At 63.6% G+C, this 23,038-nt stretch carries 20 protein-coding genes and 3 tRNA genes; all 23 read right to left on the reverse strand.

Features of this window, described 5'->3' with window-relative positions; all coding sequences use genetic code 11:
• Window positions 1–9 precede the first annotated feature (9 nt).
• Window positions 10–1,536 (reverse strand): NADH-quinone oxidoreductase subunit M, encoded by a 1,527-nt coding sequence (locus tag AUP43_RS07090; RefSeq protein WP_067554335.1) that lies wholly within the window; start codon window positions 1,534–1,536, stop codon window positions 10–12.
• A 3-nt stretch (window positions 1,537–1,539) separates the two neighbouring features.
• The gene (gene nuoL, locus AUP43_RS07095; RefSeq protein ID WP_067554338.1) at window positions 1,540–3,471 is read right to left on the reverse strand and encodes an NADH-quinone oxidoreductase subunit L; all 1,932 of its coding nucleotides are present in this window, start codon (window positions 3,469–3,471) and stop codon (window positions 1,540–1,542) included.
• Window positions 3,472–3,477: 6 nt separating this feature from the next.
• Window positions 3,478–3,786 carry an NADH-quinone oxidoreductase subunit NuoK gene (gene nuoK, locus AUP43_RS07100; RefSeq protein ID WP_067554341.1) on the reverse strand — a complete coding sequence of 103 codons (309 nt, stop codon included), beginning with the start codon at window positions 3,784–3,786 and terminating at the stop codon, window positions 3,478–3,480.
• Between the two features lie 4 nt (window positions 3,787–3,790).
• A complete protein-coding gene (locus tag AUP43_RS07105) occupies window positions 3,791–4,405 on the reverse strand; it encodes an NADH-quinone oxidoreductase subunit J (protein ID WP_067554344.1) in 615 nt (204 codons plus the stop codon).
• A gap of 71 nt (window positions 4,406–4,476) precedes the next feature.
• Window positions 4,477–4,965 carry an NADH-quinone oxidoreductase subunit NuoI gene (gene nuoI, locus AUP43_RS07110; protein ID WP_067554347.1) on the reverse strand — a complete coding sequence of 163 codons (489 nt, stop codon included), beginning with the start codon at window positions 4,963–4,965 and terminating at the stop codon, window positions 4,477–4,479.
• 95 nt (window positions 4,966–5,060) lie between these two features.
• Window positions 5,061–6,071: an NADH-quinone oxidoreductase subunit NuoH gene (gene nuoH / locus AUP43_RS07115; protein ID WP_067554350.1), complete on the reverse strand. Its 1,011-nt coding sequence runs from the start codon at window positions 6,069–6,071 to the stop codon at window positions 5,061–5,063.
• Complete coding sequence (nuoG, locus tag AUP43_RS07120; RefSeq protein WP_067554352.1) at window positions 6,064–8,139, reverse strand: NADH-quinone oxidoreductase subunit NuoG; 2,076 nt, start codon at window positions 8,137–8,139, stop codon at window positions 6,064–6,066. The genes nuoH and nuoG overlap by 8 nt, the downstream gene beginning before the upstream one ends.
• Window positions 8,140–8,162: 23 nt before the next feature.
• Window positions 8,163–9,455: an NADH-quinone oxidoreductase subunit NuoF gene (gene nuoF / locus AUP43_RS07125; protein WP_067554355.1), complete on the reverse strand. Its 1,293-nt coding sequence runs from the start codon at window positions 9,453–9,455 to the stop codon at window positions 8,163–8,165.
• Window positions 9,455–10,093 carry an NADH-quinone oxidoreductase subunit NuoE gene (gene nuoE / locus AUP43_RS07130; protein ID WP_067554358.1) on the reverse strand — a complete coding sequence of 213 codons (639 nt, stop codon included), beginning with the start codon at window positions 10,091–10,093 and terminating at the stop codon, window positions 9,455–9,457. The genes nuoF and nuoE overlap by 1 nt, the downstream gene beginning before the upstream one ends.
• Entirely contained in the window at window positions 10,090–11,268 is a 1,179-nt protein-coding gene (locus tag AUP43_RS07135; protein ID WP_067554361.1) for an NADH-quinone oxidoreductase subunit D, read from the reverse strand. Before AUP43_RS07135 ends, nuoE begins: the two co-directional genes overlap by 4 nt.
• Window positions 11,268–11,903, reverse strand: a complete 636-nt coding sequence (locus AUP43_RS07140) for an NADH-quinone oxidoreductase subunit C (RefSeq protein ID WP_067554364.1) — start codon at window positions 11,901–11,903, stop codon at window positions 11,268–11,270. The genes AUP43_RS07135 and AUP43_RS07140 overlap by 1 nt, the downstream gene beginning before the upstream one ends.
• A 26-nt stretch (window positions 11,904–11,929) precedes the next feature.
• Window positions 11,930–12,496 carry a NuoB/complex I 20 kDa subunit family protein gene (locus tag AUP43_RS07145; protein ID WP_067554366.1) on the reverse strand — a complete coding sequence of 189 codons (567 nt, stop codon included), beginning with the start codon at window positions 12,494–12,496 and terminating at the stop codon, window positions 11,930–11,932.
• Window positions 12,487–12,852 carry an NADH-quinone oxidoreductase subunit A gene (locus tag AUP43_RS07150; RefSeq protein ID WP_067554369.1) on the reverse strand — a complete coding sequence of 122 codons (366 nt, stop codon included), beginning with the start codon at window positions 12,850–12,852 and terminating at the stop codon, window positions 12,487–12,489. Before AUP43_RS07150 ends, AUP43_RS07145 begins: the two co-directional genes overlap by 10 nt.
• Window positions 12,853–13,126: 274 nt before the next feature.
• Window positions 13,127–13,203 (reverse strand) — tRNA-Asp (locus AUP43_RS07155).
• A 210-nt stretch (window positions 13,204–13,413) separates the two neighbouring features.
• A tRNA-Val gene (locus AUP43_RS07160) sits at window positions 13,414–13,488 on the reverse strand.
• Between the two features lie 94 nt (window positions 13,489–13,582).
• On the reverse strand, window positions 13,583–13,855 hold the full coding sequence (locus AUP43_RS07165; RefSeq protein WP_067554433.1) for an HU family DNA-binding protein: 273 nt from the start codon (window positions 13,853–13,855) through the stop codon (window positions 13,583–13,585).
• A gap of 268 nt (window positions 13,856–14,123) precedes the next feature.
• The gene (lon, locus tag AUP43_RS07170) at window positions 14,124–16,529 is read right to left on the reverse strand and encodes an endopeptidase La (protein ID WP_067554371.1); all 2,406 of its coding nucleotides are present in this window, start codon (window positions 16,527–16,529) and stop codon (window positions 14,124–14,126) included.
• A gap of 210 nt (window positions 16,530–16,739) precedes the next feature.
• The gene (clpX, locus tag AUP43_RS07175; RefSeq protein ID WP_067554374.1) at window positions 16,740–18,008 is read right to left on the reverse strand and encodes an ATP-dependent Clp protease ATP-binding subunit ClpX; all 1,269 of its coding nucleotides are present in this window, start codon (window positions 18,006–18,008) and stop codon (window positions 16,740–16,742) included.
• Window positions 18,009–18,196: 188 nt separating this feature from the next.
• Complete coding sequence (gene clpP / locus AUP43_RS07180) at window positions 18,197–18,835, reverse strand: ATP-dependent Clp endopeptidase proteolytic subunit ClpP (protein WP_067554377.1); 639 nt, start codon at window positions 18,833–18,835, stop codon at window positions 18,197–18,199.
• A 111-nt stretch (window positions 18,836–18,946) separates the two neighbouring features.
• Window positions 18,947–20,503 carry a trigger factor gene (tig, locus tag AUP43_RS07185; RefSeq protein ID WP_067554380.1) on the reverse strand — a complete coding sequence of 519 codons (1,557 nt, stop codon included), beginning with the start codon at window positions 20,501–20,503 and terminating at the stop codon, window positions 18,947–18,949.
• A gap of 65 nt (window positions 20,504–20,568) precedes the next feature.
• Window positions 20,569–20,653 (reverse strand) — tRNA-Leu (locus AUP43_RS07190).
• An 87-nt stretch (window positions 20,654–20,740) separates the two neighbouring features.
• Window positions 20,741–22,210 carry a bifunctional ADP-dependent NAD(P)H-hydrate dehydratase/NAD(P)H-hydrate epimerase gene (locus AUP43_RS07195; protein WP_067554383.1) on the reverse strand — a complete coding sequence of 490 codons (1,470 nt, stop codon included), beginning with the start codon at window positions 22,208–22,210 and terminating at the stop codon, window positions 20,741–20,743.
• A gap of 2 nt (window positions 22,211–22,212) precedes the next feature.
• The gene (locus AUP43_RS07200) at window positions 22,213–22,995 is read right to left on the reverse strand and encodes an HpcH/HpaI aldolase family protein (RefSeq protein WP_084462624.1); all 783 of its coding nucleotides are present in this window, start codon (window positions 22,993–22,995) and stop codon (window positions 22,213–22,215) included.
• Between the last annotated feature and the right edge of the window lie 43 nt (window positions 22,996–23,038).

A 23,038-nucleotide genomic window follows, 5' to 3' on the forward strand; every position in this document is an offset into this window, starting at 1 on the left:
CCCCGTCGGTCAGCGTGCGGCGATGGCGGTCGAGGCGGCGGACTGCCCCGCCGCGATGGCCGTCTGGTAATTGTCGAGCAGGTTTTCGACCGACACCGCCATCACGTCCAGGAAGGTGGCGGGATAGATGCCCATCCACAGCACCAGGACGATGAGCGGCGCGAAGATCGCCTTCTCCCGCCAGTTCAGATCCAGCATCGCCTTCACATCGTCCTTGTCCAGCGTGCCAAAGATCATGCGGCGATACAGATACAGCATGTAGGCAGCGCCCAGAACGACGCCGGTGGAGGCCAGGAAGGCAACCCAGGTATTGGCCTGGAACGCGCCCATCAGCGACAGGAACTCGCCGACGAAGCCGCTGGTGCCCGGCAGGCCGACCGAGGCCAGCATGAACACCATGAACACCAGCGCATAGCGCGGCATGTTGTTCACCAGGCCGCCATAGCGCGAAATCTCGCGGGTGTGCAGCCGGTCATAGACCACGCCGACGCACAGGAACAGCGCGCCCGAGACGATGCCGTGGCTCAGCATCTGGAAGATCGCGCCCTGCATGCCCTGCATGGTCAGCGTGAAGATGCCCATGGTCACGAAGCCCATATGGGCAACCGACGAATAGGCGATCAGCTTCTTCATGTCCTCCTGCGCCAGCGCCACCAGCGAGGTGTAGATGATGGCGATGATGGACAGCGCGAAGACCAGCGGCGCGAAGAATTCCGTCGCCTCCGGCATCAGCGGCACGGAGAAGCGGATGAAGCCGTAGCCGCCCATCTTCAACAGCACGCCGGCCAGGATGACGGAGCCGGCCGTCGGCGCCTCGACATGGGCGTCCGGCAGCCAGGTATGCACCGGCCACATCGGCACCTTCACCGCGAAGGAGGCGAAGAAGGCAAGCCACAGCCAGTACTGCATGCCGGCATCGAAGCCGTGCTGCATCAGCGTCGGCAGGTCGGTGGTCCCGGCATCGAAATACATCGCCAGGATGGCCAGCAACATCAGCACCGAACCGAGCAGCGTGTAGAGGAAGAATTTGAACGCCGCATAGACGCGCCGCGCGCCGCCCCAGATGCCAATGATGATGAACATCGGGATCAGCACGGCCTCGAAGAACACATAGAACAGCACCAGGTCGAGCGCGCAGAACATGCCGACCATCATCGTCTCCAGGACGAGGAAGGCGATCATATACTCCTTCACCCGGTGCTTCACCGACTCCCAGCTCGCCAGCACGCAGATCGGCGTCAGCAGGGTGGACAGCAGCACAAAGAACATCGAGATGCCGTCGACGCCCATATGATAGCCGATGCCGAATTCCGGCATCCATTCGACCTTCTCGACAAGCTGGAACTCGGCGGTCGAGTTGTCGAACTGCGCCCAGATCATGAGCGACAGGAAGAAGGTGATGAGCGAGGTCCACAGCGCCATGTTCCGGGCGTTGCGCGCAACCACGTCGGGCTCGCCGCGCGTCACCAGGATGAACAGCGCCCCCACCAGCGGCAGGAAGGTGACGAGCGAGAGCAAGGGCCAGCTACTGGTCATGGATCAGGCCATCCGAGAGAACACGTACCAGGTCACCAGCACCACCACGCCGACCATCATGGCAAAGGCATAGTGGTAGAGATAACCGGACTGCAGCAGAGCGGTGCGCTGGGAGATCAGGCGCGTGGTGAAGGCGACGCCATCCGGGCCGAAGCCGTCGATGACGCGGCCATCGCCCTCCTTCCAGAGGAAGCGACCGAGCCAGCGCACAGGGCGCACGAACAGGAAGTCGTACAGCTCGTCGATGTACCATTTGTTCAGCAGGAACAGATAGACCGGCCGCCACTGCTCGGCGATTGCGTCCGCCGTGCCCGGGCGCAGCATATAGACGAAATAGGCCGTCGCGATGCCTGCCGCGCCGACCACGATCGGCAGCAGCTTTACCCAGAGCGGCACATGGTGCGCCGCCTCGATCACATCCTTGCCTTCCAGCACCAGGATCGACGCGCCCCAGAATTCCGCCCTGCCGTCGCCGACGAATGCCTCATAGCCGACGAAGCCGGCGAAGATCGCGCCCAGCGCCAGCACGATCAGCGGAATCGTCATCACTTTCGGCGATTCATGCACATGCTCCATCACGTGATGGTCGGCGCGCGGCTTGCCGTGGAAGGTGAGGATCAGCAGGCGCCAGGAATAGAACGCCGTCAGGAAGGCCGCCAGAATACCGAGCCAGAAGGCGAAATGGCCGATCTGGCTGCCGCTGGCGAAGGCGGATTCGAGGATGATGTCCTTGGAATAGAAGCCGGCGAAGAACGGCACGCCGGCCAGCGCCAGGGAGCCGATCCACATCAGCCCGTAAGTCAGCGGGATCAGCTTCCAGATGCCGCCCATCTTGCGGATATCCTGCTCGTCCGACATGGCGTGGATCACCGAGCCCGCGCCCAGGAACAGCAGCGCCTTGAAGAAGGCATGCGTCATCAGATGGAAGATCGCCGCCGAATAGGCAGACACGCCGATGGCGAAGAACATGTAGCCAAGCTGCGAGCAGGTCGAATAGGCGATGACGCGCTTGATGTCGTTCTGCACCATGCCGACCGTCGCCGCGAAGATCGCGGTGATCGCGCCGAAGAAGGTGACGACCATAAGCGCCTGCGGGGCGTATTCGAACATCGGCGACAGGCGCGCGACCATGAACACGCCGGCAGTCACCATGGTGGCGGCGTGGATCAGCGCGGAGACCGGCGTCGGGCCTTCCATCGCGTCCGGCAGCCAGGTGTGCAGCAGGAACTGCGCCGACTTGCCCATTGCCCCCACGAAGAGCAGCAGGCACACGGTGGTCAGCGCATCAAGCTGCATGCCCAGGAAATTGATCTTCTGGCCGACAGCCTCCGGGGCCGCCTGAAACAGCTGGTCGAAATTCACCGTATCGAACAGCAGGAAGCAGCCGAAGATGCCCAGCATGAAGCCGAAATCGCCGACGCGGTTCACCAGGAAGGCCTTGATCGCCGCCGCGTTCGCCGTCGGTTTCTGGAACCAGAAGCCGATCAGCAGGTAGGAAGCCAGGCCCACGCCCTCCCAGCCGAAGAACATCTGAATCAGATTGTCGGCCGTCACCAGCATCAGCATGAAGAAGGTGAACAACGACAGGTAGGCCATGAAGCGCGGGATCGCCGGATCGTGCGACATGTAGCCGACCGAATAGACATGCACCATCGACGACACCACGGTGACGACGATCAGCATGACGGCGGTCAGCGTGTCGACCTTCAGCGCCCAGGACACGTCCAGCGCGCCGGACTGTATCCAGGTGAACAGCTCGACCGTGCGCGGGTTGCCCCCCAGCGCCACATCGACGAAGGCCAGGATCGACAGCAGCATCGACACCAGCATCAGCGCGCAGGTGACGATCTGCGCCGCGCGGTCGCCGATGATCCGGCCGAAGAAGCCGGCGACGATGGCGCCCAGAAGGGGCAGGAAGACTATTCCGGCAAACATCCCTGGTCAGCCCTTCATCATATTGATGTCTTCGACGGCGATGGAGCCGCGATTGCGGAAATAGACGACCAGGATCGCGAGGCCGATCGCCGCCTCCGCCGCCGCCACGGTGAGCACCAGCATGGCGAAGATCTGGCCGACCAGATCGCCCATGAAGGCGGAAAAGGCGACGAGGTTGATGTTCACCGCCAGCAGCATCAGTTCGACCGACATCAGGATGATGATGACGTTCTTCCGGTTCAGGAAGATGCCGAAAATGCCCAGCGTGAACAGGATCGCCGCCAGCGTGAGGTAATGGGAAAGACCGATCACCATGGCGTCACACCCCTCCGCCCGTCGGAACCTTGACCGTGGCCACCACATCCTCGCGGCGGCGCGCATTCTGCACGGCGATGGATTGCTTGCGCACCCCCTCGCGCTGGCGCAGCGTCAGCACGATGGCGCCGATCATCGCCACCAGCAGCACCAGGCCGGATGCCTGGAACAGATAGACATACTTCGTATACATGACCCGGCCGATGGCCTCGGTATTAGTCACCTGATCGACCGCCGGGATCGGCAACGCGGCGATCTGCGCCACATCCGCAGCCAGCACCCAGGTGCCGAACACCAGCCCCAGCTCAACCAGCAGGATCAGCCCGATCAGCCCGCCGATCGGCAGATATTGCAGGAAGCCCTCGCGCAGCTGCACGAAGTTGATGTCCAGCATCATGACTACGAACAGGAACAGCACGGCCACCGCGCCGACATAGACGACGACCAGGATCATCGCCAGAAACTCGGCCCCGATCAGCACGAACAGCCCGGCCGCATTGAAGAAGGCCAGAATGAGGTACAGCACGGAATGCACCGGGTTGCGCGAAGCGATAACCATGACGCCGGACGCCACGGTAATGCTCGCGAACAGATAGAAGATCAGCGCCTGGATCACCATCAACCCCTTACTGTACCCCCCGAAGGGCCCCCGAAGGCCGAAGCCTTCCCTCTCTCAAACTCTCGCGCGCCTTAGCGGTATGGCGCGTCGATCCGAAGATTGGCCGCGATCTCCGCTTCCCACCGGTCGCCGTTCGCCAGCAGCTTGTCCTTGTTGTAGAACAGCTCCTCGCGGGTCTCGGTGGCGAACTCGAAGTTCGGCCCCTCGACGATCGCATCGACCGGGCAGGCTTCCTGGCAGAAGCCGCAATAGATGCATTTCGTCATGTCGATGTCGTAGCGCGTCGTCCGGCGGCTGCCGTCGGCGCGCGGTTCCGCCTCGATGGTGATGGCTAGCGCCGGGCACACCGCCTCGCACAGCTTGCAGGCAATGCAGCGCTCTTCCCCGTTGGGATAGCGGCGCAACGCATGCTCGCCCCGGAAGCGGGCGCTGATCGGTCCCTTTTCGTAGGGATAGTTCAGCGTCACCTTCGGACGAAAGAAATACTTAAGGGTCAGCGCCATGCCGGAGACCAGCTCCGTGAGGAGAAAAGCACGGGCACTGCGATCGACGAACGCCATGCTGTCTTACTCCAACCCCGTCAAGATCACATCCACCCCGGATGCGGCGCCTACCATAGTCGCCGCCTCCCGGATGGCAAGGAAAACGCCCGCCATCAGGCCGGCAACCAGTCGAACGCCACCAGCACGCCCGCGGTCAGGATCACCCAGACCAGGGACAGCGGCAGGAACACCTTCCAGCCCAGGCGCATCAGCTGGTCGTAGCGGTAGCGCGGGAAGGTCGCGCGCACCCACAGGAACAGGAACAGCACCAGGGCAATCTTCAGCGCGAACCAGATCGGGCCGGGAATCCAGTTCAGCGGCGCGATATCGAACGGCGGCAGCCACCCACCCAGGAACAGGATGGTGGTCATCGCGCTCATCAGGATCATGTTCGCGTATTCGCCCAGGAAGAACAGGGCGAAGGACATGGAGGAATATTCGACGAAATAGCCCGCCACCAGCTCCGACTCGCCTTCCGGCAGGTCGAACGGCGCGCGGTTGGTTTCCGCCAGGGCCGAGATGAAGAACACCACGAACATCGGCAGCAGCGGAATGGCGAACCAGACCGTCTTCTGCGCGTTCACGATGTCCGACAGATTCAGCGAGCCGACGCACAGCAGCACGGTGATGATCACGAAGCCGATGGAGACTTCGTAGGACACCATCTGCGCCGCCGAGCGCAGCGCGCCCAGGAACGGATATTTAGAGTTACTCGCCCAGCCGGCCATGATGATGCCGTAGACGCCCAGCGAGGAGATCGCGAACAGGTACAGGATGCCGACATTGATATCGGCGATCACCATGCCGTCGCCCACCGGAATCACCGCCCAGGCCACCATCGCCAGCACGAAGGTCAGCATCGGCGCCATGATGAAGACCAGGCGGTTGGCGCCGGCCGGCAGGATGGTCTCCTTGCCGAACAGCTTCAAGCCGTCGGCCAGCGGCTGCAACAGGCCGAACGGCCCCACCTTGGCCGGGCCGGTGCGCATCTGCATGCCGGCGATGACCTTGCGTTCCGCCAGCGTCAGATAGGCCACGGCCACCAGCAGCGGCACCATGATGGCCAGAATCTGGGCCAGGATGATGATCGTCGGCAGTGCGTAGCCGTCCCAGAAATCAGCCATGGGTGCCCGTCTTTTCCTGCTGGTCGGCCGCGCTGGTCAGCACGAAGGCTTCGGTGCATTTCGCCATGGTCACCGAGGCGCGGCTGATCGGGTCGGTCATATAGAAATTCTGGATCGGGTAGGCGAAGGCGGCAGCGTCCACCGTGCCCTCGGTCCCGAAGCTGCCCCACTCCCCGCCTTCGGCATGATCGACCTGCGCGAAGATCGGGTAGTCGGCAACCAGCTTCTGGCGAAGCTGCGCCAGCGAATCGTAAGGCAGCGTGCGGCCCAGCCCTTCGGACAGGGCGCGCAGAATCTTCCAATCCTCGCGCGCGTCGCCGGGCGGGAACACGGCCATGCGGCCCAGCTGCACCCGGCCCTCGGTATTGACGTAGATGCCGTCCTTCTCGGTATAGGCCGCCCCCGGCAGGATCACGTCGGCGACATGCGCGCCGCGGTCGCCATGATGGCCCTGATAGATCACGAAGGCGTTCTTCAGCCGGTCGGTGTCGATCTCGTCGGCGGCCAGCAGATAGACCGTCTCGATCTCGCCCGCCTCGGCCCCGGCGAGGATGCCGGCCACGTCCTTGCCGCCCGCGCCCGGCACGAAGCCGAGATCGAGCCCGCCGACGCGCGATGCCGCCGTGTGCAGCACGTTGAAGCCGTTCCAGCCATCGCGGACCAGGCTGACCTTCTCCGCCAGCGCCCGGGCCTGGGCCAGGATCGCAGCACCGTCGGCCCGCGTCAGCGCGCCCTGCCCGACAATGACCATCGGCCGCTCGGCCTTGGACAGCGCCTCGGCCAGATCATGCTTGCCGGAGACCAGATCGCCCAGCAGCGTCGGGCTGTCGCCCAGATTTTCCGCATCGTAGGTCAGGTCCGCCGGCGCGCCGATGGAGGCGACCTTCAGCTTCCCAGTCAGCCAGCGCTTGCGGATGCGGGCATTGACGATGGGGGCCTCGACGCGCGGATTGCTGCCGACCAGCAGAATGAAATCCGCCTCCTCGATGCCGGCGATGGCGCTGTTGAAGATATAGCCGGCCCGCGGCCCGGCGGTCAGCTTGGTGCCGTCCTGGCGGCAATCCAGGCTGGCGACGCCCAAGCCTTCCAGCAGCGACTTCAGCGCATACATCGCCTCGACATCGACCGTGTCGCCGGCAATCGCACCGATCTTCTCGGCCGGGGTGCGGCGCAGGCGGTCGGCCACGGTCTGCAGCGCTTCCGGCCACTCGACCGGCATCAGCTTGCCGTTCTTGCGCACATAGGGCGTATCCAGCCGCTGGCGCAGCAGCCCGTCGCAGGCATAGCGCGTCTTGTCGGAAATCCACTCCTCATTCACCGCCTCGTTCACACGCGGCAGCACGCGCAGCACTTCCGAGCCGCGCGAATCGACCCGGATGGCCGAGCCGACGGCGTCCATCACATCGACCGAGGGGGTCTTCTTCAACTCCCAGGGCCGCGCCTCGAAGGCGTAGGGCTTGGACGTCAGCGCGCCGACCGGGCAGAGATCGATCACATTGGCCGACAGCTCGGAGGCCAGCGCCTTTTCGAGATAGGTGGTGATCTGCATGTTCTCGCCGCGATAGACCGCGCCGAGATCGTCGACGCCCGCGACCTCGCTGGCGAAGCGGATGCAGCGCGTGCAATGGATGCAGCGGGTCATGATCGTCTTGATCAGCGGGCCCATATGCTTGTCTTCGACCGCGCGCTTATTCTCCAGGAACCGGCTGGAGCCCGCGCCATAGGCCATCGCCTGGTCCTGCAGGTCGCATTCGCCGCCCTGGTCGCAGATCGGGCAGTCCAGCGGATGGTTCGCCAGCAGGAACTCCATCACGCCGTTGCGCGCCTTCTTCACCAGCGGCGTATCGGTCTTGATGACCATGCCGTCGGCGGCCGGAAAGGCGCAGGAAGCGATGGGCTTCGGCGCCTTCTCCATCTCCACCAGGCACATGCGGCAATTGCCGGCGATCGACAGGCGCTCGTGATAGCAGAAGCGCGGAATTTCCTTCCCCGCCTCCTCGCAGGCCTGAAGGACCGTCGCCCCAGCCGGGACTTCGACCTCGATGCCGTCTACGGTGACTTTCGGCATGGATTTTCCCCCAAACCCCTACGCTATTCCGCGGCCTTGGCCGTAACCGCGCCCTTACGGGCGGCGATCCGGCGTTCCATCTCCGGCCGGAAGTGCCGGATCAGGCCCTGGATCGGCCATGCCGCCGCGTCGCCCAGCGCGCAGATGGTATGGCCTTCGACCTGGCGGGTGACGTCTTCGAGAATATCGATCTCGGCCACGTCGGCCTCGCCGCGCACCATGCGCTCCATGACGCGCCACATCCAGCCCGTGCCCTCGCGGCACGGCGTGCACTGGCCGCAGCTCTCATGCTTGTAGAAATAGGACAGGCGTGAGATCGCCTTCACGATGTCGGTCGACTTGTCCATCACGATCACCGCCGCCGTGCCAAGGCCGGAGCGCTTCTCGCGCAGCGTATCAAAATCCATGTAGAGATCGTCGCACTGCTCGGCCGGCAGGACCGGCACGGAAGAACCACCGGGGATCACCGCCAGCAGATTGTCCCAGCCGCCGCGCACGCCGCCGGCATGCTTCTCCAGCAGTTCGCGCAGCGGAATGCCCATCTCCTCTTCCACATTGCAGGGCTTGTTCACATGCCCGGAAATGCAGAACAGCTTGGTGCCGACATTCTTCGGCCGGCCGAGACCGGCGAACCAGGAAGCGCCGCGCCGCAGGATGGTCGGCACCACCGCGATGCTCTCGACATTGTTCACCGTTGAGGGGCAGCCATACAGGCCGACCGCCGCCGGGAAAGGCGGCTTCAGGCGCGGCATGCCCTTCTTGCCTTCCAGGCTTTCGATCAGCGCCGTCTCTTCGCCGCAAATATAAGCACCCGCGCCGCGATGCAGGTAGAGGTCGAAATCCCAGCCCGCGCCGCAGGCATTCTTGCCCAAGAGGCCGGCGTCGTAAGCCTCGTCGATGGCGGCTTGCAGGCGCATCGCCTCGTTATAGAACTCGCCGCGGATATAGATGTAGGCGGCATGCGCGCCCATGGCGAAGCTGGCGATCAGCGCGCCCTCGATCAGCTTCTGCGGATCGTGGCGCATGATGTCCCGGTCCTTGCAGGTACCGGGTTCGGATTCGTCCGCGTTGATGACCAGGTAATGCGGCCGCGCGCCGATCTCCTTAGGCATGAAGGACCATTTCATGCCGGTCGGGAAGCCGGCGCCGCCCCGGCCGCGCAGGCCGGATTCCTTCACCTGATCGATGATCCAATCGCGGCCCTTGGCGATGAAATCCTTCGTCTGGTCCCAATCGCCGCGCTTGCGCGCCGCGTCGAGCCGCCAGCTCTCCAGGCCGTAGAGATTGGTAAAGATGCGATCTTCGTCTTTCAGCATCAGACCTTCGCCCCATCGCTGCCGGACGCATCCGTCTTCTTGATCAAAGTGGTCGGGCCGCCCTCCGGCGCGGAGGTCTGGCGGCCGATGATCGAACCGGCCGGCGGCACCTCGTCGCGGGACAGCTTGTCGAGCAGCGTCTCCGTGCTCGCCCCATCCATATCCTCGTAAAAATCGTCGTTCACCTGCAGGATCGGCGCATTCACGCAAGCGCCCAGACACTCCACCTCGACCATCGAGAATTTGCCGTCCTCGGTGACCTGGCCGAAATCGATCCCCAGCTTGCTGCGGCAGGCCGACACCACGGCGTCCGAGCCGCGCAGCCAGCACGGCGTCGTGGTGCAGAGCTGCAGGTGATACTTACCGACCGGCTCCAGATGGAACATGGTGTAGAAGGTCGCGACCTCCATCACCCGCATCGGCGCCACGCCGAGAATGCCGGCGATATGCTCCATCGCCGCCTGCGGCACCCAATTATCGTGCTGGCGCTGCGCCAGGTCGAGCAACGGCAGCACTGCGGAGAGCTGCCTCCCCGCCGGGTATTTGGCGATGATCTTTTCGACCTTGGCCTGGTTCTCCGCCGTGAAGGCGAAGCTGTCCGGCTGGACGAAATTCTGGGCTGGAGCGCCGCCGCTCATCGGTCGATCTCCCCGAAGACGATGTCGAGCGATCCGAGAATCGCGACGGAATCGGCCAGCATGTGGCCCTTGCAGAGGAAGTCCATGGCCGCCAGGAACGGATAGCCCGGCGCGCGGATATGGCAGCGATAAGGCCGGTTGCTGCCATCGGCGACAATGAAGACGCCGAATTCGCCCTTCGGGGCCTCGACGGCGGCATAGGTCTCGCCGGCCGGGACGTGGTAGCCCTCGGTATAGAGCTTGAAGTGATGGATCAGCGCTTCCATCGACTGCTTCATCTCGCCCCGTTTCGGGGGCGAAACCTTGCGATCGAGCGACTTGATCGGGCCGGACGGCATTTTCTCGATAGCCTGGCGCATGATCTTCAGGCTCTGGCGCATTTCTTCCATGCGCACCAGATAGCGCGCATAGCAATCGCCCGTCTTGCCGATCACCACGTCGAAATCCATATCGGCATAGGCGTCGTAGGGCTGCGACTTGCGCAGATCCCACGCCACGTCCGAGGCGCGCAGCGACGGGCCGGAGAAGCCCCAGGCCTGAGCCTCGGCCGCGCTGATGACGCCGATATCGACGGTGCGCTGCTTGAAGATGCGGTTCTCGGTCAGCAGGCTCTCGATATCGTCGATGATCTTCGGGAAGCTTTCGATCCAGGCCAGCATGTCGTCCGCGATACCCGCCGGCAGGTCCTGATGCACGCCGCCCGGCCGGAAATAGGCCGAATGCAGCCGCGCGCCCGACACGCGCTCATAGAACTCCATCAGCTTCTCGCGCTCCTCGAAGCCCCAGAGCAGCGGCGTCATGGCGCCGACATCGAGCGCGAAGGTGGTGATGTTCAGCAGATGGTTCAGAATGCGCGTCACTTCCGAGAACAACACCCGGATATACTGCGCGCGCGCCGGCACTTCGAGGCCCAGCAGCTTCTCGACCGCCAGGGCGTAGGCATGCTCCTGGCACATCGGCGACACATAGTCGAGCCGGTCGAAATAGGGCACGGCCTGGAGATAGGTCTTGTACTCGATCAGCTTCTCGGTACCGCGATGCAGCAGGCCGATATGCGGGTCGGCGCGCTCGATCACCTCGCCGTCCATCTCCAGAACCAGACGCAGAACGCCGTGAGCCGCCGGGTGCTGCGGCCCGAAATTCAGCGTCATCGGCTTGATCGTCATCTCGGCCATCAGGCTTTGCCCTCATTCTGGACGTTGGCCTTCTCGTCGCCCGGCAGCCCCACGGCCGGCCCTTGGCGGGTCATGCCTTCCCACGGGCTCATGAAGTCGAAGGTGCGGAAATCCTGCACCAGCTTCACCGGCTCGTAGACGACGCGCTTCTGTTCCTCGTCGTAGCGCACTTCGACATAGCCGGTCAGCGGGAAGTCCTTGCGCAGCGGATGCCCCTCGAACCCGTAATCGGTCAGGATGCGGCGCAGATCAGGATGGTCGCTGAACAGCACGCCATAGAGATCCCACACCTCGCGCTCGTACCAGTTGGCGCTGGGGAAGATGGAGACCACGGACGGCACGGGATTGGCCTCGTCGGTCGCCAGCTTCACGGTGATGCGCTGGTTGTGCTTCAGGCTGAGCAGGCAATAAACCAGCTCGAACCGCTCCTCGCGGTCGGGGTAATCGACTGCGGTTACGGTGACCAGCACCTTGAACTGGCAATTGCTGTCGTCGCGCAGCAAGGTCATCAGCCGCAGCAGCGAAGCCGAGCGGGTCCAGACGGACAGCCCCCCTACCCCGATTTCGGTGTTCAGCACCTCGTTCGGCGCGGCGCTGGCGATATAATCGCCCAGATCGATCAGAGCCTGTGTCATCAATCCAATCGCTTAACCGGCGGAGTCTATCGGGCGAAGCTGCTGGTGCGGCCGATCTTCTTCTGCAGCTGAAGCACGCCGTAGAGCAGCGCTTCCGCCGTCGGCGGGCACCCCGGCACATAGATATCGACCGGCACGATGCGGTCGCAGCCACGCACCACGGAATAGGAATAGTGATAATAGCCGCCGCCATTGGCGCAGCTGCCCATTGAAATGACGTAGCGCGGCTCGGCCATCTGGTCATAGACCTTGCGCAACGCCGGGGCCATCTTGTTGCACAACGTGCCGGCCACGATCATCACGTCGGACTGGCGCGGACTGGGCCGGAACACGATGCCGTAGCGGTCAAGATCGTAGCGGCTGGCGGCGGTGTGCATCATCTCCACCGCGCAGCAGGCCAGGCCGAAGGTCATCGGCCACAACGAACCGCTGCGCGCCCAGGCCAGCAGCTTATCGAACTGGGCGACGACGAACCCCTGATCGTTGATCTCGTCGGTCACGCGGCGCAGCAGAACATCCTGCTCGGCGCCGGGCTGCAACCCCATCCCGGTCGAACCGGGCACGAGAGTCTCGCGCGGAAGCGTCACTCCCATTCCAGGGCTCCCTTCTTCCACTCATAAACGAAGCCGATGGTCAGGATGCCAAGGAACACCACCATCGACCAGAAACCGAACATGCCGATATCCCCCAGCGTAATCGCCCAGGGGAACAGGAACGCCACTTCCAGATCGAAGATGATGAACAGAATGGCGACCAGGTAGAAGCGCACGTCGAATTGGCTGCGGGCGTCATCGAACGCCTCGAAGCCGCATTCATAGGCGGACAGCTTCTCGGAGTCCGGGCGCTGCGGCGCGACGAGATAGGAGCCGATCACCATCGCCAGCGACAAACCGACGGCGACGCCGATAAAAATCAGGATCGGCAGATATTCTTTCAGCAATGCTTCCATGCGATCGGGCCCCTACGAGACACCGGATAGGCCATCGGCGAATGATATAGAGCGAAACGGCGCTTCGCCATGTGCGAGTGCGAAAAGCCCCGCGCCGCACCTTCGTTAGCCGTCAACTCGGCGGCCACTATACAGATGACAGCGTGTTTGGCAAAGCAAACCGCACCTTATTTCCGCCACATACTGACCGGCGGGAAAGGCGGGCGCACCAAAGCGCCACATGACACAACATCGTCATGCAAGCGCTTGGAGACAAATCATTTCTGTAAGGAAATGGCGGGAGTGACGGGGCTCGAACCCGCGACCTCCGGCGTGACAGGCCGGCACTCTAACCAACTGAGCTACACCCCCGCAAAGGGCCCCTCGTGAAAGGGAGCCCTGAGATACCCGTTCGACCGAAAGGTGTCAACGGTCTTTAATCGCATTGCAACACATTGGTTTCCGCTAATTGAGCGGCTGCTGCGCAGCCTCCGGACCGATGTGGAAACGACGACACCAACCAGCGCCGGCTTTCCCGGCATGGCGCTAAACGATAGGCCGAAACGGCCTCTCCAAAGATCATGGTGGGCGATGACGGGATCGAACCGCCGACCCTCTCGGTGTAAACGAGACGCTCTACCGCTGAGCTAATCGCCCTTAACCCTGCCATTCTGATAGCAGGCTTCTCATAAAAAATCACGCCGGCGACCCGAGGGCCGCCGGCGTGATTTAAGCCCCAACAGGAGCGATCTTAGTTGATCGCGTCCTTCAAGCCCTTACCAGCCTTAAACTTAGGCTGCTTCGAAGCCGGGATCTTGATCTTTTCCCCAGTGCGCGGATTGCGCCCTTCGCTAGCCGCACGGCTGGAAACGGCGAAGGTACCGAAGCCGACGAGACGAACTTCGTCCCCCTTCTTCAGCGCGGAGGAAATAGCGTCGAAAACCGAGTCGACCGCCTTACCGGCGTCCGCCTTGGTCAGACCGCTGCTGTCTGCGACCGCAGCTACGAGTTCATTCTTATTCACGTGAGCCCCCCTAGGATCCTCTAAAGAAAGGCCTTGCATCAATGTCCAAGGACGCCCCAAGGACGGGAAGGACTCTAGATCGCCCGATCTGCCGCCGTCAATCGAAGAAGGCGCTGAAAACCGCAGAATCCGTACCTTTTTTGGGGATAAGACAGTTTCACACAGGCTTATCCACAAAGCGATGTCTTAAGTCGAATTCGCTTTAAATACAAAAGCCCCCGCACAAGGCGGGGGCTGATGATCTCAAGTTATGGATAGGGGCTGCCGGTCAATGCGTAACCACCCCGCCCCGGTCGCCTTCCTCGCTCGACGGCGGAACCGCCTCCACATTGTTCTCGTCCCATTCAATGGCGACCAGAGGTTTGGTGAGGGCGACCTTCAGCACATCGTCGATCACCGAGCAGGGGATGATCTCCATTCCCTTCTTCACATTGTCGGGAATGTCGGCCAGGTCCTTCTCGTTCTCCTGCGGGATCAGCACGGTCTTGATGCCACCGCGCAAGGCGGCCAGCAGCTTCTCCTTCAAGCCGCCGATCGGCAGCACCCGGCCACGCAGGGTGATCTCGCCGGTCATGGCGACGTCGCGACGGATCGGAATGCCGGTCAGCACCGAGACGATGGTCGTCACCATGGCCACGCCCGCCGAGGGGCCGTCCTTCGGGGTTGCCCCTTCCGGCACATGGACATGGATGTCCTTCTTCTCGAACATTGTCGGCTTGATGCCGAAAGCGATGGCGCGTGACTTCACGAAGGATTCGGCGGCATGCACCGATTCCTTCATCACATCGCCCAGCTTGCCGGTGGCCGCCACCTTGCCCTTGCCGGGCAGCGTAACCGCCTCAATGGTCAGCAACTCGCCGCCCACCTCGGTCCAGGCCAGGCCGGTAACGACGCCAACCGCATCCTCCAGCTCCGCCTCGCCGAAGCGGAATTTACGCACCCCGGCATATTTATCGAGGTTCGAGCGGGTTACCTTGATGCGTTCCTTGCCTTCGGAGAGGATCTCCTTCACCGCCTTGCGGGTCAGGTTGGCGATCTCGCGTTCCAGGCTGCGCACGCCGGCTTCCCGGGTGTAGTAGCGGATCAGGTCGCGCAGGGCGTCCTCGGAGATCGACCATTCCTCGGGCTTCAGGCCATTTTCCTTCACCTGCTTGTCGATCAGGTGACCGCGGGCGATCTCGACCTTCTCATCCTCGGTATAGCCGGGGATACGGATGATCTCCATGCGGTCGAGCAGCGGCTGCGGCATGCGCAGCGTATTCGCCGTGGTCACGAACATCACGTCCGACAGATCGTAATCGACCTCCAGATAATGGTCGGCGAAGGTGGCGTTCTGCTCCGGATCCAGCACCTCCAGCAGGGCCGAACTCGGATCGCCCCGCCAATCGGCGCCCAGCTTGTCGATCTCGTCCAGCAGGAACAGCGGATTCGAGGATTTCGCCTTCTTCATGCCCTGGATGACCTTGCCCGGCATCGAACCGATATAGGTCCGCCGGTGGCCGCGCACTTCCGCCTCGTCGCGCACGCCGCCAAGGCTCATGCGCACGAAATTGCGGCCGGTGGCCTTGGCGATGGACTTGCCGAGCGAGGTCTTGCCGACGCCCGGAGGGCCGACGAGGCACAGGATCGGCCCCTTGATCTTGCCGACGCGCTGCTGCACGGCAAGGTACTCAAGGATGCGTTCCTTGACCTTCTCCAGGCCGTAATGATCGGCGTCCAAGACCTCTTGGGCGAGCTTGATGTCCTTCTTGATCTTGGAGCGCTTCTTCCAGGGAATCGAGAGCATCCAGTCCAGATAGTTGCGCACCACCGTGGATTCGGCCGACATCGGGCTCATGGAGCGCAGCTTCTTCAGCTCCCCCATCGCCTTGTCGCGGGCTTCCTTGGACAGCCGCGTCTTCTTGATCCGCTCTTCGATCTCGGCGGTCTCGTCGCGGCCTTCCTCGCCCTCGCCCAACTCCTTCTGAATCGCCTTCAGCTGTTCGTTCAGATAGTACTCGCGCTGGGTCTTCTCCATCTGCCGCTTCACGCGGTTACGGATGCGCTTTTCCACCTGCAGCACGCCGATCTCGCCTTCCATGAAGGCATAGACCCGCTCCAGCCGCTCGGCGACCGAAGCGGTTTCCAGAAGCTGCTGCTTATCGGCGATCTTCAGCGCCAGATGCGAGGCGACCGTATCGGCCAGCTTGCTGGCATCGTCGATCTGATTGATCGAGACCAGCACCTCGGGCGGAATCTTCTTGTTCAGCTTGATATATTGCTCGAACTGGCTGACAGCGGCGCGGGACAGCGCGTCCAGCTCCTGCTTTTCCGCCGTCACCTCGTCCAGCACCTCGGCATAGGCCTGGAAAAAATCCGGGTTGTCGCTGAAACGCTTGATCTGTGCCCGCTGGCCGCCCTCGACCAGAACCTTCACGGTCTGATCCGGCAGCTTGAGCAGCTGCAGAACGGTGCCGATGGTGCCGATCTGATAGATATCGCCGGACTGCGGATCGTCCTGGCTGGCGTCCTTCTGGGTGACGAGCAGAATCTGCTTGTCGTCGCGCATGACGTCCTCAAGCGCGCGGACCGACTTCTCGCGGCCGACGAACAGAGGCACGATCATATGCGGGAACACCACGATGTCCCGAAGCGGAAGAACTGGGAAGGTACCGCCGCGCGAATGCTCGTACATATTACCTCTTACGACTGAAATCCCGCCGGGATGGGATGTCTGTGGCGCGGAAGCAGACCACAAGACGTTGTGCGGGACAGGGAGTCGATCCCTAGATAACTCAAATGGCCCCTCCGAAACCGCCTTCAAGAGCATCCTGAGCGGCGCCCCCGGAGGAAGCCTTAAATTTGCCCGCCCGGGAACAGAGGCGGCGGGCTGCAACCGGCCAAACTAGGCGCTGCTGTTCGCATCCTTGCCGCGGTCGCGGCTATGGACGTAAAGCGGCGCCGCCTTGCTCTCGACGACCTCGCGGTTGACCACGATCTCCTCCACATCCTCCATGCTCGGCAGGTCGAACATGGGATCGAGCAGGATACCTTCCATGATGGAGCGCAGGCCGCGCGCGCCGGTTTTGCGCTGGATCGCCTTCTGCGCGATGGAGCGCAGCGCCTCCTCGTGGAAGGTCAGACGCACATCCTCCATCTCGAACAGGCGCTGATACTGCTTCACCAGCGCGTTCTTCGGGTTGGAGAGAATGTCGACCAGGGCGTTCTCGTCCAGATCCTCCAGCGTGGCGATCACCGGCAGGCGACCGATGAATTCCGGGATCAGGCCGAATTTCAACAGATCCTCGGGCTCCACCTCGCGCAGGATTTCGCCGGTGCGGCGCTCGTCCGGCCCCTGCACCTCGGCGCCGAAGCCGATGGAGGTTCCCTTGCGCCGCTGGCCGATGATCTTCTCCAGACCAGAGAAGGCCCCGCCGCAGATGAACAGGATGTTCGTGGTGTCGACCTGCAGGAACTCCTGCTGCGGATGCTTGCGCCCGCCCTGCGGCGGCACGGAGGCGATGGTGCCCTCCATGATCTTCAGCAGTGCCTGCTGCACGCCCTCGCCCGACACGTCGCGGGTGATGGACGGGTTGTCGGACTTGCGCGATATCTTGTCGACCTCGTCGATGTAGACGATGCCGCGCTGCGCCCGCTCGACATTGTAATCGGCGGCCTGCAGCAGCTTCAGGATGATGTTCTCGACATCCTCGCCGACATAGCCGGCCTCGGTCAGCGTCGTGGCGTCGGCCATGGTGAAGGGCACGTCGATGATGCGCGCCAGGGTCTGGGCCAGAAGAGTCTTGCCGCAACCCGTCGGGCCGACCAGCAGAATGTTCGACTTGGCCAGCTCGACATCGCTGTTCTTCGCACCATGCGCCAGGCGCTTATAGTGATTATGCACGGCCACGGAAAGCACGCGCTTGGCATGCCCCTGCCCGATCACATAATCATCCAGTACCGCCTGAATTTCGCTGGGCGACGGGACGCCATCGCGGGATTTCACAAGATTGCTCTTATGTTCCTCGCGGATAATGTCCATGCACAACTCGACGCATTCATCGCAGATGAAGACTGTCGGGCCGGCAATCAGCTTGCGAACCTCGTGCTGGCTCTTGCCGCAGAACGAGCAGTAGAGCGTGTTCTTCGAGTCGCCACCGCCGGACTTACTCATTTCCACTCCGTGGAGTAACGTGCGCGTAATGATCCTATGTTAGCCAGAGGCTTTCGCTCGGCTCAACGTGAAAAACGCGCCTCCCGCTGCATCGCACAGCGAGAGGCGTCGTAAATACCGTCCTGCATAGAAATAGTGAGCCTTGTCCCATTCTCCAAGAGTGGGATGCAAGGCATTGTTTTACCGGATTATTTGGCTTCTCCGGCAGGGACCGGCCGCTTGCTGACCACGTCATCGATCAACCCGAAAGCTTTTGCTTCCTCGGCCGACATAAAACGGTCGCGTTCCAGCGCCTTTTCGATTTCCTCGACCGGCTGGCCGGTATGTTCGGCGTAAATCCGGTTCAGGCGGGCGCGGATCGACAGGATCTCGCGGGCATGGATTTCGATATCCGTAGCCTGGCCCTGGGCGCCGCCGGAGGGCTGATGGACCATCACACGCGCATGCGGCAGCGAGAAGCGCTTGCCCTTGGCGCCAGCCGCCAGCAGCAGCGAGCCCATGGAAGCCGCCTGGCCGATGCACACGGTCGACACGTCGGGGCGGATATATTGCATCGTGTCGTACATCGCCAGGCCGGAGGTGACCACGCCACCCGGCGAGTTGATGTAGATCGCGATATCCTTGGTCGGATTTTCCGACTCGAGGAACAGAAGCTGGGCGCAGATCAGGCTGGAGACGCCGTCATGCACCTGGCCGGTCAGGAAGATAATCCGTTCCTTCAGCAGCCGGGAATAGATGTCGTAGGCCCGCTCCCCCCGGTTGGTCTGCTCGACCACCATCGGGACCAGGGTATTCATGTAGACGTCGATCGGATCACGCTCACGCATCACTCGGCTGCTTTCCTGCTTCGTACCGGAACCGCCGGGCATGGGGCCCGGCGGCGGCTGCATCTTGTCACGGGAATTTGGCCCGCAACAAGCCCGGCTTCAAGCGCAGGATCACTCCGACTTCGCGGCGGCCTTCTTGGCCGGCTTCTTCGGCTTGTCCTCGGCCTTGGCGTCGTCGTCCGACTTCGCCTTCTTGGCCGCGGCTTTCTTGGCCGGCTTCTTCTTCTCGGAAGACGCGTCCTCGCCCTCTTCCTCGATCGGCTTGAACAGCTCTTCCGGGGTCACGGTCTTTTCGCTGACCTTGGCCATTTCGAGAATGAAATCGATGATCTTGTCCTCGAACAGCGGCGCGCGGAGGCTGGCCTGAGCCTGCGGGTTGCTGCGGAAATACTCCACGATCTGGCGTTCCTGGCCCGGATAGCGGCTGGCTTCCTGGAACATGGCGCGCTGCACCTCGTCCTCGCCGACTGTGATGTTGTTCATCCGGCCAACCTCGGACAGCAGCAGGCCCAGGCGGACACGGCGCTCGGCGATGCCGCGATATTCGGCCTTCTCCTCGTCGCTCAGCTTCTCGTCCACGGCATGATGATGGTGCGCATGGTCATGGTCATGATCATGGTGGTCATGGTCGTGATGATCGTGGTCATGGTCGTGGCCGTGGTGATCGTGATCATGATCGTGGTCATGCGCATGATCATGGCCTTCGCTGTCGGCCAGTTGCTTCACGATGGCCTCGTACTCGGCTTCCAGCATGCCTTCCGGCACCTCGAAGCTGTGCGCATCGGCCAGCTTGTCGAGCAGGCGGCGCTTCACGCGGGTGCGCGCAGCCTGCTTGTACTCGCCCTCGATCTGCTCGCGGATCGCCTTCTTCACGGAATCCAGCCCGTCGAAGCCCATATTCTTCGCGAACTCGTCATTCAGCTCGACCGGGATCGGCTCGTGCAATTCCTTCACCTCGACGGTGAAGACCGCTTCCTTGCCAGCCAGATCGGCATTGCCGTAATCCTCCGGGAAGCTGACCTTCACTTCGCGGGTCTCGCCGACCTTGGCGCCGACCACCTGGTCCTCGAAGCCGGCGATGAAGCTGTTGGAGCCCAGCGCCAGGCGCGCGCCCTCACCCTTCAGCCGGTCGTCATCCTTACCTTCCAGCTTGCCGGTAAAGTCGATCACGACGACATCGCCGCTCTTCACCGGGCGAACATCCTCGACCTTGTTGGTCTGCTGCTGCTGCTCGGCGATCCGGCCCAGCGCCTTCTCGACCTCGTCGGCGGCGACCTCGGCGGTCTCGCGTTCAACCTCGATGGAGGAGAAATCGACCGGCGTGATCTCCGGCATCACCTCGACCTTCATGGTGTATTCGAGGTCGGCCCCTTCATCGAACTTGGTGATCTCGATCTTCGGCTGCAGAGCCGGGCGCACGTCGCGCTCGCTCATCGCCTGGGTGGAGCTGTCCTGAACCACCTGCTCCAGCACCTCGCCCATCACCGACGGGCCGAAGCGCTTCTTCACCAGCGACAACGGCACCTTGCCGGGACGGAAGCCCGGCAGATTGACCATGCCCTGCACCTCGGCGAGGCGGACATTCATCTTCTGCTCGATGTCCTTGGCGGCGACCACGACCTTGTATTCGCGGATCAAGCCGGAGGAGTTGGTTTCGGTGATTTCCATGGGGCTCTCGAATCGTTTTCTGCCAGTGGCGATAAATTCTGAAGGCGCTGCGACCGGGGCAGGCTTGGTGCGGGCGGAGGGACTTGAACCCCCACGGCTTTCGCCACAGGAACCTAAATCCTGCGTGTCTACCAATTCCACCACGCCCGCTTCCAGGCGCGCAGCCGCGCCAGCGTTACCCCGAGCAACGCCAAGGGGGCGCTTGTATACCAATTGCCGTAAGGCGGCAACACCCGCTCAAGCGCCAAGCCGGCGAATCCGCTCCAACCGCGCCAGCACGCCCGGAATCGCCGGGGCGATATCCTCGGCGATCATCCCCGGTCCCGCCGCCTGCGCCGCCGCGCCATGCAGCCAGCAGGCGGCCGCCGCGGCCTCGGTCATCGGCATGCCCTGCGCCAGCAACCCCAGCGCCAGGCCGGCCAGCACATCGCCGGTGCCGGCGGTCGCCAGCCAGGGCGGCGCGTTGTTATTGATCGCCGCCCGCCCGTCCGGCGCCGCGATCACGCTATCCGCGCCTTTCAAAAGAATAGTCGCCCCCAGCCACGCGGCGGCGCGGCGGGCGCGGGCGAGGCGGTCGCCCTGCCAGTCGAACAGCCGCGCGAACTCGCCCTCATGCGGGGTCAGCAGGCACTCGCCCTTGATCAGCGCCTTCAGCCCCTGGGCATCGCCGGCGAAGGCGCTGATCGCATCGGCATCCAGCACCGTGGGGCGGCCGGTCGCCAGCACGGCAGCGACGGCGGCCCGGGTCTCCTCCCCCACGCCGAGGCCCGGCCCGATCAGCAGCGCGTTACGGCGCGGATCGCGCAATATGTCGGGCAACGCCGCCACGTCCGGCCAATCGACCACGATGGAGCCGGGATGGTCGGCGGCATAGATATCGACCGTATCCGGCGGCACCGCGAGGCTCAGCAGCCCCGCCCCTGCCCGCCTTGCCGCCAGCGCCGCCAGCCGCCCCGCGCCGGTCATCCGCCCGCCCAGAATCAGCGCATGGCCGCGCCCGTATTTATGTCCGCCGGGCCGCAGCCGGGGCAGCCGGTCGAGCCAGAGCGCCGGGGCATTCCGCCAGCAACGCGGCCCGATCTCATCGAGCAAGCCGTCCGGTATGCCGATGGGCGAGACGATGACATCGCCGCACAGATCACGCCCCGGCAGCAGCAGGTGCCCCGGCTTGCCACGAAAAAAGGTGACGGTCAGCGCCGCCTTCGGGGCATAGCCCAGCACGTCCCCTGTATCGCCGGACAGGCCGCTCGGCACATCGACGGCGACGAGCGGCAGGCCCAGCGCCACCGCCCGCTCCAGCGCCTCGCGGGGCGCGCCTTCCATCGGCTTGCTGAGGCCGGCCCCGAACAGCGCATCGACCACCAGGCCAACGCCGTCCCACGCGATCTGATCCAGAGGCTGTACCGGCCCGGTCCAGGTCCGCGCCATGACGGCGGCATCGCCTTTCGGCGTGCCCAGCGCCGCCAGCGTGACCGGCCAGCCCGCCGCCGCCAGCAACCGGGCTATGACATAGCCGTCGCCGCCATTATTGCCAGGCCCGCACAGCACCAGCGCATGGCGCTTGCCATAGCGGCGCAGGATCGCGTTGGCGACCGCCCTGCCCGCCGCTTCCATGAGGGTGGTTCCGGCGACCCCGCCCGCCATCGCCAGCCGGTCGGCCGCGTACATTTCGGCCGTGGTCAGCAGGGCGAGATCGCCGGCCCGCATGGTCAGCCGCGCCCGGTGATATCGGCCACGGCGCGCACCTTCGCCATCGCCCCGTCGCGCAGGAAGGCGATGTCGGCCCCATCCAGCACCATGTCGAAGCCCTGCTCGAACAAGGCGCGGGCGTCGTAGCCCGGCGTCGGGATGATGCCGATACGCTTGCCCGCCGCCTTCACCGCCTGCTGCACGCCGGCTATGACCGTGCGCACCGCCGGATGATCGGGCTGCGCGAAATAGCCGAGGCCGGCGGACAGATCCATCGGGCCGACGAAGATCAGATCGATTCCGTCTGTCGCGGCGATGGCGGCCGCGTTCTCGACGCCGCCCGGCGTCTCGATCTGCGCCATGATCAGCAATTCGTCGACCGTCTTCTCCAGATAGTTCGGCAGGTCGGTGCCATAGCCCGAGGCGCGGATGATCGGGAAAGCGATGCCGCGCACGCCGCGCGGCGGGTAGCGGCAGGCCGCCACGGCCGCCGCCGCTTCCGCCGCGCTGCTGACGGCCGGTATCATCACGCCTTGCGCCCCGGCATCCAGGATGCGCTTCAGATAAACCGCATCGTTCCAGGGCACCCGCACCGTCGCCGGACAGCCGGCGGCCTGGGCGGCCTGCATCTGGTGGATCGCCGCCAGAATATCGCCCGGCCCATGCTCGCAATCGATCAGCACGCAATCGAATCCGGCGCGGGCGCAAATCTCCGCCGCCATGCCATTCGCCATATTGAGAAAGCAACCCAAGGTCGGTTGACCTTCGTTCAGGCGCTGCTTCAAAGACTTATCAGTCGACATTCATGTCCCCGTTCATCGTTTCACGCTGGTATGGCGCGGCTTC

The sequence above is a fragment of the Oceanibaculum pacificum genome, from assembly GCF_001618175.1.
GTDB lineage: Bacteria > Pseudomonadota > Alphaproteobacteria > Oceanibaculales > Oceanibaculaceae > Oceanibaculum > Oceanibaculum pacificum.

What these genes read in the sequence shown, in the direction of transcription:
- AUP43_RS07090 (WP_067554335.1), bottom strand. Translation starts at nt 1,536, where the DNA reads ATGACCAGTAGCTGGCCCTTGCTCTCGCTCGTCACCTTCCTGCCGCTG.
- nuoL (WP_067554338.1), bottom strand. Translation starts at nt 3,471, where the DNA reads ATGTTTGCCGGAATAGTCTTCCTGCCCCTTCTGGGCGCCATCGTCGCC.
- nuoK (WP_067554341.1), bottom strand. Translation starts at nt 3,786, where the DNA reads ATGGTGATCGGTCTTTCCCATTACCTCACGCTGGCGGCGATCCTGTTC.
- AUP43_RS07105 (WP_067554344.1), bottom strand. Translation starts at nt 4,405, where the DNA reads ATGGTGATCCAGGCGCTGATCTTCTATCTGTTCGCGAGCATTACCGTG.
- nuoI (WP_067554347.1), bottom strand. Translation starts at nt 4,965, where the DNA reads ATGGCGTTCGTCGATCGCAGTGCCCGTGCTTTTCTCCTCACGGAGCTG.
- nuoH (WP_067554350.1), bottom strand. Translation starts at nt 6,071, where the DNA reads ATGGCTGATTTCTGGGACGGCTACGCACTGCCGACGATCATCATCCTG.
- nuoG (WP_067554352.1), bottom strand. Translation starts at nt 8,139, where the DNA reads ATGCCGAAAGTCACCGTAGACGGCATCGAGGTCGAAGTCCCGGCTGGG.
- nuoF (WP_067554355.1), bottom strand. Translation starts at nt 9,455, where the DNA reads ATGCTGAAAGACGAAGATCGCATCTTTACCAATCTCTACGGCCTGGAG.
- nuoE (WP_067554358.1), bottom strand. Translation starts at nt 10,093, where the DNA reads ATGAGCGGCGGCGCTCCAGCCCAGAATTTCGTCCAGCCGGACAGCTTC.
- AUP43_RS07135 (WP_067554361.1), bottom strand. Translation starts at nt 11,268, where the DNA reads ATGGCCGAGATGACGATCAAGCCGATGACGCTGAATTTCGGGCCGCAG.
- AUP43_RS07140 (WP_067554364.1), bottom strand. Translation starts at nt 11,903, where the DNA reads ATGACACAGGCTCTGATCGATCTGGGCGATTATATCGCCAGCGCCGCG.
- AUP43_RS07145 (WP_067554366.1), bottom strand. Translation starts at nt 12,496, where the DNA reads ATGGGAGTGACGCTTCCGCGCGAGACTCTCGTGCCCGGTTCGACCGGG.
- AUP43_RS07150 (WP_067554369.1), bottom strand. Translation starts at nt 12,852, where the DNA reads ATGGAAGCATTGCTGAAAGAATATCTGCCGATCCTGATTTTTATCGGC.
- lon (WP_067554371.1), bottom strand. Translation starts at nt 16,529, where the DNA reads ATGTACGAGCATTCGCGCGGCGGTACCTTCCCAGTTCTTCCGCTTCGG.
- clpX (WP_067554374.1), bottom strand. Translation starts at nt 18,008, where the DNA reads ATGAGTAAGTCCGGCGGTGGCGACTCGAAGAACACGCTCTACTGCTCG.
- clpP (WP_067554377.1), bottom strand. Translation starts at nt 18,835, where the DNA reads ATGCGTGAGCGTGATCCGATCGACGTCTACATGAATACCCTGGTCCCG.
- tig (WP_067554380.1), bottom strand. Translation starts at nt 20,503, where the DNA reads ATGGAAATCACCGAAACCAACTCCTCCGGCTTGATCCGCGAATACAAG.
- AUP43_RS07195 (WP_067554383.1), bottom strand. Translation starts at nt 22,210, where the DNA reads ATGCGGGCCGGCGATCTCGCCCTGCTGACCACGGCCGAAATGTACGCG.
- AUP43_RS07200 (WP_084462624.1), bottom strand. Translation starts at nt 22,995, where the DNA reads ATGTCGACTGATAAGTCTTTGAAGCAGCGCCTGAACGAAGGTCAACCG.